The organism is Mesorhizobium sp. CA15, assembly GCF_020165215.1.
Lineage (GTDB): Bacteria > Pseudomonadota > Alphaproteobacteria > Rhizobiales > Rhizobiaceae > Mesorhizobium.
Genome location: NZ_JAIUHQ010000002.1, coordinates 620,531 through 634,389 on the forward strand (window position 1 = coordinate 620,531; position 13,859 = coordinate 634,389).

Annotated in this window: 14 protein-coding genes; 4 read left to right on the forward strand and 10 right to left on the reverse strand. The window is 63.5% G+C overall.

Annotation, left to right across the window (positions count from 1 at the left end):
• The first annotated feature begins 55 nt into the window (after positions 1-55).
• Together LB515_RS06460 and LB515_RS06465 are read left to right on the forward strand one after the other, a co-directional pair.
• Entirely contained in the window at positions 56-526 is a 471-nt protein-coding gene (locus LB515_RS06460; RefSeq protein WP_224707131.1) for a MaoC family dehydratase, read from the forward strand.
• Positions 523-993, forward strand: coding sequence for a MaoC family dehydratase (locus tag LB515_RS06465; RefSeq protein WP_224531108.1), 471 nt, complete (start codon positions 523-525; stop codon positions 991-993). Before LB515_RS06460 ends, LB515_RS06465 begins: the two co-directional genes overlap by 4 nt.
• A gap of 157 nt (positions 994-1,150) precedes the next feature.
• On the opposite strand, the gene LB515_RS06470 is transcribed toward LB515_RS06465, so the two are convergent.
• The 5 genes from LB515_RS06470 to petA all read right to left on the reverse strand — a co-directional run bounded on the left by LB515_RS06470 (position 1,151) and on the right by petA (position 5,482).
• Positions 1,151-1,696 carry an adenine phosphoribosyltransferase gene (locus tag LB515_RS06470; protein ID WP_095766724.1) on the reverse strand — a complete coding sequence of 182 codons (546 nt, stop codon included), beginning with the start codon at positions 1,694-1,696 and terminating at the stop codon, positions 1,151-1,153.
• 194 nt (positions 1,697-1,890) lie between these two features.
• Positions 1,891-2,586, reverse strand: a complete 696-nt coding sequence (locus tag LB515_RS06475; protein WP_224524622.1) for an acid phosphatase — start codon at positions 2,584-2,586, stop codon at positions 1,891-1,893.
• Positions 2,587-2,724: 138 nt separating this feature from the next.
• On the reverse strand, positions 2,725-3,582 hold the full coding sequence (locus tag LB515_RS06480) for a cytochrome c1 (RefSeq protein WP_224524619.1): 858 nt from the start codon (positions 3,580-3,582) through the stop codon (positions 2,725-2,727).
• Positions 3,583-3,603: 21 nt separating this feature from the next.
• Positions 3,604-4,905: a cytochrome b gene (locus tag LB515_RS06485; protein WP_224707132.1), complete on the reverse strand. Its 1,302-nt coding sequence runs from the start codon at positions 4,903-4,905 to the stop codon at positions 3,604-3,606.
• Between the two features lie 16 nt (positions 4,906-4,921).
• Positions 4,922-5,482 carry a ubiquinol-cytochrome c reductase iron-sulfur subunit gene (gene petA, locus LB515_RS06490; protein WP_095766509.1) on the reverse strand — a complete coding sequence of 187 codons (561 nt, stop codon included), beginning with the start codon at positions 5,480-5,482 and terminating at the stop codon, positions 4,922-4,924.
• Positions 5,483-5,792: 310 nt separating this feature from the next.
• Between petA and LB515_RS06495 the strand changes: the two genes are divergently transcribed.
• Complete coding sequence (locus LB515_RS06495) at positions 5,793-6,137, forward strand: cupin domain-containing protein (protein WP_224524611.1); 345 nt, start codon at positions 5,793-5,795, stop codon at positions 6,135-6,137.
• An 81-nt stretch (positions 6,138-6,218) separates the two neighbouring features.
• Positions 6,219-7,073: an alpha/beta fold hydrolase gene (locus tag LB515_RS06500; protein WP_224707133.1), complete on the forward strand. Its 855-nt coding sequence runs from the start codon at positions 6,219-6,221 to the stop codon at positions 7,071-7,073.
• Here the strand turns inward: LB515_RS06500 and LB515_RS06505 are convergent.
• From LB515_RS06505 to LB515_RS06525, 5 genes are all read right to left on the reverse strand, one after another.
• Entirely contained in the window at positions 7,070-7,381 is a 312-nt protein-coding gene (locus LB515_RS06505; protein WP_140838699.1) for a DUF6665 family protein, read from the reverse strand. The genes LB515_RS06500 and LB515_RS06505 overlap by 4 nt on opposite strands.
• 9 nt (positions 7,382-7,390) lie before the next feature.
• Complete coding sequence (locus LB515_RS06510; RefSeq protein WP_224707134.1) at positions 7,391-9,274, reverse strand: ABC transporter ATP-binding protein; 1,884 nt, start codon at positions 9,272-9,274, stop codon at positions 7,391-7,393.
• Positions 9,271-11,163, reverse strand: a complete 1,893-nt coding sequence (locus LB515_RS06515) for an ABC transporter ATP-binding protein (protein WP_224707135.1) — start codon at positions 11,161-11,163, stop codon at positions 9,271-9,273. The genes LB515_RS06510 and LB515_RS06515 overlap by 4 nt, the downstream gene beginning before the upstream one ends.
• 206 nt (positions 11,164-11,369) lie before the next feature.
• Positions 11,370-13,250, reverse strand: a complete 1,881-nt coding sequence (locus LB515_RS06520; RefSeq protein WP_224707136.1) for an ABC transporter ATP-binding protein — start codon at positions 13,248-13,250, stop codon at positions 11,370-11,372.
• 26 nt (positions 13,251-13,276) lie between these two features.
• Positions 13,277-13,693: a hypothetical protein gene (locus tag LB515_RS06525; protein WP_224707137.1), complete on the reverse strand. Its 417-nt coding sequence runs from the start codon at positions 13,691-13,693 to the stop codon at positions 13,277-13,279.
• Positions 13,694-13,859: the final 166 nt, after the last annotated feature.

The following is a 13,859-nucleotide window of genomic DNA, read 5'->3' on the forward strand; positions in this document are numbered from 1 at the left end:
GGCATCCGGGTTTTCCGATCCTTGGGGATCGCGTTCGTCAACCGGATTGCCGATCATGACCGGAAAGACCTGGGCCTATGAGGATTTCGCCGAGGGCGCCTCGCTCGACCTCGGCAGCAAGGACGTAAGTGCCGCCGAGATCATCGAATTCGCTTCGGAGTTCGATCCGCAGCCGATGCATCTCGACGAGGAAGCCGGCAAGGCGAGCATCCTCGGCGGGCTTTCGGCTTCGGGCTGGCATACCTGCGCGATGTTCATGCGCATGCTGTGCGACGCCTTCCTGCTCGATTCGACCTCGCAGGGGTCGCCCGGCATCGAGCATGTGAAATGGAAGAAGCCGGTGCTGGCCGGCGACAGGCTTACCGGCACGCTCACCATACTTTCCAAGCGCCAGTCGAAATCGAGGCCGCAGCTCGGCTTGATCACTATGCGCAGCGAGCTCGTCAACCAGCGCGGCGAAAGCGTCTTCGAACTCGAAAACACCGGGATGTTCCTAGCGCGTGATGCCGCAAGGGACCCGTCATGACCCTGGACGAGTATTTCCTGATCGGCGAGACCGTCACGCTCGGCTCGCATAAATTCGAAGCCGACGAGATCAGGGCGTTTGCCAACAAATACGATCCGCAGGTCTTCCACGTCGATGAAGAGGCGGCGAAGAAGAGCGTGCTTGGCGGGCTCTGCGCCTCAGGCTGGCACACTGCCGCCACCTGGATGAAATACAACCTCGAGAAGCGCATGGAGACCGAGGGCGTGCGCTGGACAGGCCCCGGTCCGCAGCCCGAATTCGGCCCCTCGCCCGGCTTCCGCAATTTGAAGTGGCTGAAGCCGGTCTATGCCGGCGAGACCGTGACTTTCACGCGCACCGCGCAGGCGCACCGCCCGCTCGCCGGGCGGCCCGGCTGGAACCTGCTGACGCTGCGTTCGGAAGGTTTCGATTCGACCGGCGACAAGGTGATTGAGTTCGACAGCGCCGTTCTGGTGAAGGTGGGATAGCGCCTCTCCTTCTCCCCTTGTGGGAGAAGGTGGATCGGCGCGCAGCGCCGAGACGGATGAGGGGTGTTCCAGCGAAGTGCGACGTTGGCGTTCCCTGGAACACCTCTCATCCGTCGCCTTCGGCGACACCTTCTCCCACAAGGGGAGAAGGAGAAGATCAATGCCCCTCGAACCCGATCAACGTCCTCACCGGCACGCCTAGCGCTTCCAGCTTCTGGCGGCCGCCGAGGTCCGGCAAGTCGATGACGAAGCATGCCGCGACGATGTCGGCGCCGATTTGCCTCAGCAGCTTCACCGCGGCTTCCGCCGTGCCGCCGGTGGCGATCAGGTCGTCGACCACGATCACCTTCTCCCCCGGCGAGACGCCGTCCTTGTGCATCTCCATCTCGTCCAGGCCGTATTCGAGGCTGTAGGCGACGCGCACCGTCTCGTAGGGCAGCTTGCCTTTCTTGCGGATCGGCACGAAGCCTGCCGAAAGCTGGTGCGCCACGGCGCCGCCGAGGATGAAGCCGCGCGCCTCAATGCCGGCGATCTTGTCGATCTTCAATCCCGCATAGGGATGGACCAGCTCGTCGATGGCGCGGCGGAAGGCGCGCGCGTCGCCAAGCAGCGTGGTGATGTCGCGAAACAGGATGCCGGGCCTGGGGTAGTCCGGAATGGTGCGGATGGCCGCAAGCAGCGTGTCTTCGAGGGAGGATTTCATCGAGGCTTTCCGCGTGTCCGGCTGTCGGATTTGGCGGCGTCGGCCTTTGCTGCCCGACGCGACCGACAAGGGCTACCGCGATGTCGCGCCAGAGACAAGCACATCCGGCAAAGGATCGGCACCGATCGGCCTCGGCCATAATGAAAAAGGGCGCCCGCGAAGGCGCCCTTCGAAAAGCAGGCGCTACCGAGCGGCTACATGCCGAGATCCGAGCGCAGCTCGGAGCGCGCCACTTCGTACTCGGCCTTGAAATCGGGACGGTTGAGCAGGACCGCGGCGATCACGCTGCCGGAGATCTTGCCCATCTCGATGTCGGACGGATAATGGATGCCGCCGACCACGCGGTTGTGGGCGAATTCGGCCGCGCGCGCCATGATCTCGGCGCGCTTTTCGGGGACCATGTCGGCAAGGACGATGCCCATCATGGTGCCGACCGTCGCATGACCAGACGGCCAGGAACCGGAGCTCGACAGCTTCACGACCGGCTTGACCAGATCGCTGAGCTGATGCGGCCGCGGCCGCTTCCAGACATCCTTGGCGGGATCGACGACGGCGCCTTCGGTCGCCACGACGCGATCGAAGAAGGCACTGAACTTCGGCAGCTTCTCCTTGTTGAAATTCGGGCCCATGACGTCAGCGAAGCGCCAGATATTCTCCTCGGCGTCGGCGATGGCGCGCTTTTCCATTTCCGGCGTGCGCGTCACCTGCAGCGTCAGCACCTCGCCGAGCTCGGCTTTGGTTTCCGGCGAGTCATTGGCCGGTGGCGGCGGCAGGATCATCGTCAGGTCAATGTCCTTGCTGGTGACGAAAGGCTGGGCCTCATCGGCATGGGCGACATATCCGGTGACAAGCAGCAGGAAACCCGCCGCGAGCGATGCATATCTTTTCATGGGTGCGATCCTTTGGTGAGTGCGAGGCAGGATCGCCACGAGCGATGACGGTCATGTGACACGCCCCGGTTTGCGCGCGCCGAAATACAAAAGGGCGCCTTGTGGCGCCCTTTCAAAATTCTTGCGATCGACGCCGCCTCAGTGCGCCACGTCGGCCCACACCCTGCGCTTGGTCATGTAGACCAATGCGCCGAAGACCAGCAGAAATATCATGACGCGGAAGCCGGTTTTCTTGCGATCCTCGAGATGCGGCTCGGCCGCGAACATCAGGAAGGCCGAGACGTCGCGCGCATACTGGTCGACGGTCTGCGGCGAGCCGTCGTCATAGGTCACCTGGCCGTCCGAGAGCGGCTTGGGCATCTTCAACGACACGCCGGACAGGAAGTACGGGTTGTAGTGCGTGCCTTCCGGGATCACCATGCCGGCCGGCGGCGTCTGGTCGTAGCCGGTGAGCAGCGAGTGGATGTAGTCCGGGCCGCCCTGCGCATACTGGGTGAAGATGTCGAAGATGAAGCGCGGGAAGCCGCGCTCGACGCCGCGTGCCTTGGCAAGCAGCGACATGTCGGGCGGCGCGGCGCCGCCATTGGCGGATGCCGCGGCCTGCTCGTTCGGGAACGGCGCCGGGAAGTGATCCGACGGCTTGCCGGGACGATCGAACATGTCGCCGGCATCGTTCGGGCCGTCATGGATGGTGTATTCGGCGGCCAAAGTCTTGATCTGCGCCTCCGAATAGCCGAGGCCTTCCAGCGTGCGGAAAGCCACCAGGTTCATCGAGTGGCAGGCCGAGCAAACTTCCTTGTAGACCTTCAGGCCGCGCTGCAGCTGCGCCTTGTCATAGGTACCGAACGGACCGGCGAAGCTCCAGCTCATTTCCTTCGGTTCGTTGATCGGGAAATGCGTCGGAGCGGCCGCGTTGTGTTCCTCTTCGGCGGCGATGGCAGCGGTGCCCGCGACCACCAGGCCAAGCAGCGCCAGCGAGGTGAGAATCTTCTTCATACCCAAAATCCCCTCAGATTCTCAGCCCGTGGTTTCCGGCGCGGCGGCAGCGCGTGCCGGATGTCCGCTGCCGCCCTTTTTCTTTTCAAGCACGGCCTCGGTGATCGAGTTCGGCAACCTGCGCGGCGTCTCGATCAGGCCGAGCACCGGCATGACGACCAGGAAGAAGGCGAAGTAGAACAGCGTCGCCATCTGCGCCATGAACACATAGCTGCCTTCCGCCGGCTGCGAGCCCAGCCAGCCGAGCAGGATGGCGTCGGCTACGAACAGCCAGAAGAACAGCTTGTACCATGGACGATAGACCGCCGAGCGCACCTTGGAAGTGTCGAGCCACGGCACCAGGAACAGCATGGCGATGGCGCCGAACATGCACAGCACGCCGCCGAGCTTGGAGTTGATCGGGCCGATGTTGAAGGTGATGGCGCGCAGGATCGCGTAGAACGGCAGGAAGTACCATTCCGGAACGATGTGGGCCGGAGTCTTCAGCGGGTTGGCGACCGTGTAGTTGTCCGGATGGCCGAGAAAGTTCGGCAGGTAGAAGACGAAATAGGCGAAGACGAACAGGAACACGATCATGCCAAACGCGTCCTTGATGGTGGCGTAGGGCGTGAAGGCGACGGTGTCGGTCTTCGACTTGACCTCGATGCCGGTCGGGTTCGACTGGCCCACGACATGCAGCGCCCAGATGTGCAGCACGACAACGCCGGCGATCATGAACGGCAACAGGTAATGTAGCGCAAAGAAGCGGTTCAGCGTTGGATTGTCGACGGCGAAGCCGCCGAGCAGCAGTTCCTGAATCCAGTTCCCCACCAGCGGAATGGCGCTGAAGAAGCCGGTGATGACGGTAGCACCCCAGAAGCTCATCTGGCCCCAAGGCAGCACGTAGCCCATGAAGCCGGTGGCCATCATCAGGAGGTAAATGATGCAGCCGAGGATCCACAAGAGCTCGCGCGGCGCCTTGTAGGAGCCGTAGAACAGGCCGCGGAAGATATGGATGTAGACGGCGACGAAGAAGAACGAGGCGCCATTGGAATGGAGATAGCGCAAGAGCCATCCCGAATTCACGTCGCGCATGATCTTCTCGACCGAATCGAAGGCGAGATTGGTGTCGGAGGTGTAGTGCATCGCCAGCACGATGCCGGTCAGGATCTGCGCGGCCAGCATGAGCGACAGGATACCGCCGAACGTCCACATGTAGTTGAGGTTGCGCGGCACTGGATAGGCGACGAAGCTGTCATGGACCAGCCGCGGCAGCGGCATGCGGGCGTCGAACCAGCGCTCGATACCGGTCTTAGGCGTATAGGTCGAGTGTCCCTCGCTCATCGAAATGTCCCCTGCCTCAACCGATAAGGATCTTGGTATCGGAAATGAACTTGAATACCGGGATCGCCATGTTCTCCGGGGCCGGGCCTTTGCGGATGCGGCCGGCGGTGTCGTATTGCGAACCGTGGCACGGGCAGAACCAGCCGCCGAAATCGCCTTCCTGGCCGAGCGGGATGCAGCCGAGATGCGTGCAGACCTGCACCATCACCATCCAGGCTTCCTTGCCGGGCGTGGTGCGGTTGGCGTCGGTCGCCGGCGCGTCGGACGGCAGGTTGGCGTTGCGTGCGATGGGATCCTTGAGATCGGCGAGATTGACGGCCGCGCCGTCCTTCATTTCCTTTTCGGTGCGGTTGCGCACCACCACCGGCTTGCCGCGCCACTTGACGACCAGCGAGCTGCCGGGCTGCAGTGAAGAAACATCGACCTCGACCGAAGCCAGCGCCAGGGTCGAGGCATCGGGGCGCATCTGGTCGATGAACGGCCACGCGACGGCTCCGGCGCCGACAACGGCGGCCATGCCGGTGGCTACGTAGAGAAAATCGCGACGGTTGGGATCGTGGATATCGGTTGCGCTCACGGGTGCCTGATCCTTTCGCCTCTTCCTAACCGGAGGCCGAGCCTTGTCCCCGCTCAATCGCACCTGCCCGACAGCGCATGGCGAACAGGCTAGCGAATTCCTCCGGCATTTGGAGTTCGGTTTATGCGTGCGGCCCGTTTTTGTCCAGCGGGGTGAGACCACAAGGGCAGATTGTCGCGGGGATGCGCGGCGGCCCAGGCCGACGCGTCCCCGCCAGGCCGCCGGACAGGGTGAAACAGCGGGAAATCCGGGATCAATCGAGCCGGTGTTCGCCTCGACATCGGCTCCTGGCCCGGTCTATTCTGGCGTCATGGCGCATGTCATTGAACGCGACAGCTGGGCCGAAGCCCCCGACCGCTGGAAAGGCGAGCTGCAATGCGGCCAGTTCGGCGCCAATTCTTGCCTGATCTTCAACTATCAGCCGACGGTCGGCGGCGGCCCGCGCCTGCACAAGCACCCCTATGCGGAAATCTTCGTCATCCGCTCCGGCACCGGCCTGTTCACGATCGGCGACCAGGAGATCAAGGCCACGGCCGGCCAGATCCTGATCGTGCCGCCCGACACGCCGCACAAATTCACCAATCTCGGGCCTGGCCCGCTCGAAAGCACCGACATACACGAGAACGGCCACTTCATCACCGAATGGTTGGAATGATTCTTCCGATCGTCGGACCGGGCCTGTCCGAACGCTGATTGCAGCCTAGTTCCATCGATCTGGCATCGATGGAGATGAAGCATGCGACAGCGCACCGTTGAGGTCGAGGGGCTGGCTATCGCGATCCGGGACGCAGGGCCGCCCGATGCGCCGGGCCTTCTGCTGCTGCATGGTTGGCCGCAAAGCTCCCATGCTTTTGAGGCAATCGTCGACGAGCTGGCCGGCGACCAGCGCGTGGTTGCGCCGGACTTGCCGGGCATCGGAGGTTCACACGGCGCGCCCGAGACCGGAGAAAAGGCATATCTGGCCAGACTGATGAAGGGGCTAATCGCCGTTTGCGGCTTGCGGCAGGTCATCGTCGCCGGTCATGACGTCGGCGGGCAGATCGTCTTCGCGCTGTTGCGCGACGAGCCCGAAAATTTGTCCGGCGCGGTGATCATGGACGTCGTCATCCCCGGCGTGGCGCCGTGGCAAAATGTCATCCGCAATCCGCGTATCTGGCATTTCGCCTTTCATGCGATCCCGGCCTTGCCGGAGATACTGGTGAGCGGCCATGAGCGCGCCTATTTCGATTTCTTCTTCGATATTCTTTCGAAGGAAAAATCGGCGATCCCTGCGGAAGCCAGACACATCTATGCCAAAGCCTATTCGCGGCCGGAAAGCCTCAAGGCCGGCTTCGACTGGTACCGCGCCTTTGCCGCGGACGCCAAGGTCAATTCCCACCCATCCGCGACGCCGATCGCCACGCCGGTTCTTTATCTCAGAGGCTCGGCCGAATCCGGCGACATCGCCGACTATCTCGACGGCTTGAAGGCAGCAGGCCTATCCAATGTCGAAGGCGACATCATCCCGGGTAGCGGCCACTTCGTCGCCGACGAGAATCCCGGAGCCCTTGCTGCGCGATTGGCGCGTTTTCGCCAGGAAATCGGCGCCTAGCTGGCGCCGAGCCTGACCAGCACCGCGCGCGGGATGTCGTATTCGCGGATCACGGCGTCATGCTTGCGCAAACCGCAAAGCTCGCGCTGGATGAAATAGGCATGGACGGCCGCTGCCGCCTCCTTAAGCAGCCGGTTGCGATGCTCGCCCTCGCCGCTCTCGCGCAATCTGGCAAGGGTTTCCTCGACACGCCGGCCGGCGCGGCCGAGCGCTGCGGCCTTCTCGGCGAGGATTTCGTGGCCGAGCAGATCGAGCGCGCTTTCCTGCGCGCCTGACCGTCCGAAATTCATAGGCATGCGTACCGACATGATGCCGTTCTACTCCGCTGGCCGCGTCTCTTCCAGCGCGCTTTCCTCGTTGAACAGGAAGCCGCCGGACTGCCGCTTCCAGAGCCGCGCATAGAGCCCGTCGAGCGCCACCAGCTCGTCATGCGTGCCCTGTTCGACGATGCGGCCGCCGTCCAGCACCACGAGCCGGTCGAGCGCTGCGATGGTCGACAGCCGGTGCGCGATGGCGATCACCGTCTTGTTCTCCATCAGTCTGGTCAGGTTCTCCTGGATCGCCGCCTCGATGTCGGAATCGAGCGCCGAGGTCGCCTCGTCGAGGATCAGGATCGGCGCATCCTTGAGGAAGACGCGCGCGATGGCGACGCGCTGCCGCTGGCCGCCGGAGAGCTTCACGCCACGCTCGCCGACATAGGCCTCGTAGCCGGAGCGCTCGCGGTTGTCGCGCAGCCCCAGGATGAAGTCATGCGCCTCGGCTTTCCTGGCCGCGGCGATCACCTGCGCATCGGTCGCGTCCGGCATGCCGAGCTTGATGTTGTCGCGCAGCGAGCGGTGGAAAAGTGCGGTATCCTGGCTGACCACGCCGATATTGCCGCGCAGCGAGTTCTGCGTCACATGCGCGATGTCTTGGCCGTCGATCAGGATCTGGCCGCCCTCGAGGTCATAGAGGCGCAGGATCAGGTTGGCCAAGGTCGTCTTGCCGGCGCCCGACGGGCCGACCAGCCCGACCTTCTCGCCCGGATGCACGACGAGGTCGATGCCGTCGAGCACTCCGGCCCCCTTGCCATAATGGAAGGTGACGTTCCTGACGTCGATGCGGCCGCCGGCGACGACCAGTTCCTTGGCGTCCGGCGCGTCGGTCAGGCCAAGCGGCTGCGAGATCAGCGCTTTGGAATTCTCCAGCACGCCGAGATTCCTTAGGATGCCGTTGAGCTGCATCATCAGCCTTCCAAGCAGCATGTTGAGCCTGAGCACCAGCGACAGCGTGAAGGCGACGGCGCCGACCGTGATCGAGCCTTCGACCCACAGATAGATGGCCAACGCGGCGATCGCCGTGATCATGATGCCGGAGAGCATGGTCAGCGCCATGCGCACGCCGGTCAGCCGGCGTGTGAACGGCCGCAGCGCGTCGAGATAGATGCCGAAGCCGCTGCGGATATAGCGATCGTCGCCGTCGGCCGAAAACAGCTTCAACGTCTGCACGTTCGAGTAGGAATCGACGATGCGGCCGGTGATCATCGAACCGGCCTCGGCGGTCGCCTCGGCATGCTTGCGGATAGCCGGCAGATAGAGTTTCGCCAGCCAGCCGAAGGCAGCGATCCAGATCACCACCAGCACCGCCAGCCGCAGATCGAGACCGGCGACCAGCGCGAGCGTCGTCACCGTATAGACGATCATGAACCAGACCACCTCGATGAAGCTCTCCATCAGGTCGCCGGTCGCCTGCCCCGCCTGCCAGACTTTTGTCGCGATGCGGCCGGCGAAATCGTTCTGGAAGAAGGCATAGGACTGGCGCGAGACGTGCCGGTGCGCCTGCCAGCGCACCAGGTTGTAGAATCCGGGCGTGATCGTCTGCTCGTCGACCAGCGCCGACAGGCCGACCACCAGAGTGCGGATGAACAGAACCACGGCGCCCATGAACAGGAGCTCGGGACCGGCGGCCGCCCACAGCGCGTGCCAGCTGCGCTCGCCGGGCAGCTGGTCGAGGATATCGACCAGCCTCCCGACGAAATAGAACAAGCCCGCCTCGACCAGCGGCGCGATGCCGCCGATGATGAGCATGGCGAAGAAAGCGAGCTTGGCCTGCCCGACATAGTGCCACAGGAAGCCGCCGACGCTGGCGGGTGGCCGAAGATTCACGGGCTCGCGGAACGGATAGACCCAGCCCTCGAACCAGCGATAGACGCCTTTCATCATTCCGCGGCTTCACCTTTCGCCGCCAGATCGTCGGCGGCCTGCTTTTCCTCGAGCAGGAAACCGCCCGACTGGCGCCGCCAGAGCTGGGCATAGAGCCCACCCTTCGCGATCAAGGTCTCATGCGAGCCGTCCTCGACGATGCGTCCCTTGTCCATCACCACCAGCCTGTCCATCGCCGCGATGGTCGACAGCCGGTGGGCGATGGCGATGACGGTCTTGCCCTGCATGAGCTTGTAGAGGTTCTCCTGAATGGCGGCTTCCACTTCCGAATCGAGCGCGGACGTGGCCTCGTCGAGAATGAGGATCGGCGCGTCCTTCAGCATAACGCGGGCAATTGCGATGCGTTGCCGCTGGCCGCCGGACAGCTTCACGCCGCGTTCGCCGACAAGCGCCTCATAGCCGCTCTGCCCATACGGATCGGTCAGTGCCGCGATCACATCGTCGACCTGAGCGGCTTTGGCGGCGCTAAACATGGCCTCGTCGCTGGCCGACTGGCGTCCATATTTGAGGTTCTCGCGAACGGATCGATGCAAGAGCGACGTGTCCTGGTTGACGAAGCCGATCGCCGCGCGAACGCTCTCTTGCGAGACGTGACGGATGTCCTGTCCGTCGATCAGCACCTTGCCGTCCTGGACGTCGAACAGCCGCAGCACGAGATTGACCAGCGTCGACTTGCCGGCCCCGGAGCGACCGATCAGGCCGACCCGCTCGCCCGGCGCGATCTTCAGCGACAGATTGTCGATGACGCCGCCTTTGCCGTCCTTGCGCCAGTAGTTGAAATTCACCCGGTCGAACTCGATGCCGCCGGCGGTCACGACGAGGGCCGGTGCGTCAGGCTGGTCCTGCATGGTGATGGGGCGCGCGATCGTCGTCATCGAATTGCTGGCGACGCCGATCTGCCGGAAGACGTTGGCGCCGACATCGAGGATCCTGCCGGAGATGTTGGCGATCTGCAGCGCGAACGGTATCGCGGTCGCCACGGCTGCCGTAGTCATGGTCCCCGCGTTCCAGCCGGCCAGCGCCAGCCAGCTTATGGCGATGAGCAGCGCCGCGTTGAGGACGAACAGGGCCGACCACATCAGCGTGAAAACGCGCATCAGCTGGTAAAACGTGTCGGCATGCTCGACCACCGCCTGCGAGACATATTTGTCCTCGTGCTCGCCGGTCGAGAACGTCTTGAGCGTCAGGATGTTGGTGTAGCTGTCGACCATGCGGCCGCTCACCTGCGACCACCGCTCCGACAGTTGGGACGAGCGCTGGGTGATCTTCGGCATCGCAGACCAGAAGATGAGGCAGTAGAATACCAGCCATACCGCCACCACAGCCAGCAGCAGCGTATCGAGCCGCGCCAGCACGACAATGGCGACCGCGACGAAGACAAGCGCGTACCAGACCGCATCGACGGTGAGGTTGACGCTCATCTCCACCGAATCGCCGCTCTGCATGACCTTGGTTCCGATGCGGCCGGCGAAGTCGTTTTGGAAGAAAGACCAGTCCTGGCGCACGACGTGCCAATGGCTCTGCCAGCGGATGAGGTCGATAAGGTTCGGCGCGATGGCGTGGTTGCGGATGAGACCATCGACAACCATCGACAGCGGACGCAGCAGCACGACGATCGCCATCATGACGAGCAACGGCATGTGCGCAGCGAAGAAATCGCCTGGCTTGGTGCTGGAGAGCAGGCCGACGATCAGGCCGACGAAAATCGGCAGCATCGCGTCCACTACCGCCGCGAGGGCAACGATGATCATGCGCAGCCGATAGGCGGCGCGAAACTGTCTTATGAAATACCAGTAGAACCGCCAAAGCCCCATTGGCGGCTGCCTGTCGTCGGCCAGCGCCACCGGCGAATAACGGCTTTCGAACCAGGTGAAGATGCGGTCGAACATTTTTCTCTCATCGCGCCGGAAATCCGCCGGTAACCGATCTGGTCGCCAGCAGGCCTCTGGCGAGGTCGTGGTTACGCCCGGGATCGATTCCCCGCAATCGCCGTAACCTTGATGCCGGAGCGGCTCGACGGCTCACAGAACCGCCGGGCCGCTCCAAGTCTTTGTTTTGCGCAATTCCGGACGGAGTTGCTGCAATCGCGATCGCTTTACTCCGCAGCCATCTCGGATCGAAGCGACCTGGCATCGGGCTCAGCCGGCGCGTCATCGAGCAGGAAGCCGCCCGACTGGCGTTGCCAGAGCTGGGCGTAGAGCCCGCCCCTGGCGACGAGCTCCTCATGCGAGCCTTCCTCGATGATGTGCCCCTTGTCCATGACGACGAGCCGGTCCATCGCCGCGATCGTCGACAGGCGGTGCGCGATGGCGATGACGGTCTTGCCCTGCATCAGCTTGTAGAGGTTCTCCTGGATGGCCGCCTCGGCTTCCGAATCGAGCGCCGACGTCGCCTCGTCGAGGATGAGGATCGGCGCGTCCTTCAGCATGACGCGGGCAATCGCGATGCGCTGCCGCTGGCCGCCGGACAGTTTGACGCCGCGGTCGCCGACATGGGCGTCGAAACCCTTGCGGCCGTTATGGTCCGAGAGCCCGCCGATGAAATCGAGCGCCTCCGCCCGGCGCGCCGCCTCGATGAGCATTTCGTCGGTCGCGTCCGGCCGGCCGTAGAGGATATTCTCCTTCACGGAGCGGTGCAGCAGCGAAGTGTCCTGCGTGACCATGCCGATCTGCGCGCGCAAAGAATCCTGCGTCACCGCAGCGATCTCTTGGCCGTCGACGAGAATCCTGCCGCTTTCCAGGTCGTAGAAGCGCAGCAACAGATTGACCAGCGTCGACTTGCCGGCGCCGGAACGTCCGACAATGCCGACCTTCTCGCCGGGCTTCACGGTGAGCGACAGGTTCTCGATAACGCCCTTCTGCTTGCCGTAATGGAAGCGGATGTCCTCGAAGCGGATCTCGCCCCGGGCGACGGCGATGTCCTTGGCGCCCGGCCTGTCTTCGACCAGCCGCGGCAGCGAGATCGACTGGATGCCGTCCTGCACCGTGCCGATATTCTCGAACAGCACGGACATCTCCCACATGATCCATTGCGACATGCCCCACATGCGCAGCACAAGGCCGATGACCACGGCTACTGCGCCGATCGTCACCGCCTGGCCGAGCCACAGCCACAGCGAGATCGCCGTGACAGAGACCAGCAGCAGCGAGTTCAAGATGTAGAGCAGGCCATAAAGCACCGTCACCAGCCGCATAGAACGGTAGACGGTGTCGAGGAAGCCTGCCATGCCTTCCCTGGCAAAGGTCGCCTCGCGGCGCGCGTGCGAAAACAGCTTCACCGTCTGGATGTTGGCGTAGCTGTCGACGACGCGGCCGGTCATGGTCGAGCGTGCGGCGGCTTGCTCCTCGCCGACTTTGCCCAGCCGCGGAATAAAATGCCACAGCAAGGTGACATAACCGATCAGCCACACACCCAAGGGTGCGGCCAGCCGCAAATCCGCCGAACCGACGATGAACAGCATGCCGAGGAAGTAGACGATCACGTAGTTGAGGACATCTATCAGCTTCATGACGAAGTCGCGCACGGCGAGTGCGGTCTGCATCAGTTTGGTGGCGATCCGGCCGGCGAACTCGTCCTGGTAGAAAGCCATCGACTGTTTCAGCAAATAGCGATGCACCTGCCAGCGGATGCGCATGGGATAATTGCCCATCAGTGTCTGCTGGTTGAGCAACGAACGCAGCCACACCGTACCGGGCAGCGCAAACAGCACGATGAAAGCCATGCCGGCGAGCTTCCAGCTCTCGGTCTGCAGGAACGTTTGCCGGTTCTGCGCCGACAGCCAGTCGACGATGCGGCCCATGAAACCGAACATCCACACTTCTGTGATGGCGATCGCCGCCACCAGCACCGCATCTACGGCGATGTAGGGCCAGACGCCGCGCGTATAATGAACGCAGAAGGCGATCAGCGTCTTCGGCGGCTCGGCCGGCTCCGCGGCGGGAAACGGATCGAGCCTGTTTTCAAACCAGCGGAACATTCCGGGCACTCGACTTATCTATGCGCTCACGCGGCGCGGGATTGATGGGCTAGGCGTTGCAGCCGCGCGGCATTGCGGGCCGGCGATACGGAATCATCCGCATCGCCGGCCTTGCTACGCGCAATATAGGGTTTCGCCGGCATTTCGCCGACAGGCTCGTTTGACGTCCCTGACGGCACCGAACTTCCCGACGAAAGGCTGGAGCCTGCCCGGCTCCTGTCGCCCGGCCGGATCAGGCGGATGATCCGGCGCACAAGCGTGGGCCGGCTGTGGTCGGGCACCGCGCGCGAGAAATCGACGTCCGGCAGCATGCCGCGATGCGGCCTGCGCCGTTCCTCGGCATGCACGGCCGACGAATAGGTCTCGCCGATCAGCAGCGCCCAGGTAGCCGCCTTGCGCTCGTGCAGGCTTCTTGAACCAGGTATTTTGTAGGGATCGAACATCGGCCCGTCCTCCATATGCAAATGCGTTAAAAAGGGTGATGCGTCCTCGAGCATCGGCATTCGGCCGAAGGCGCGGATCGAGTCGGCCGGGATACGACTAGCGTCGGTCCGGACACGCTCAGCTGGGGCACGGCGCCCCTTTGGCAGTTTGAAAAACATCGCAAGA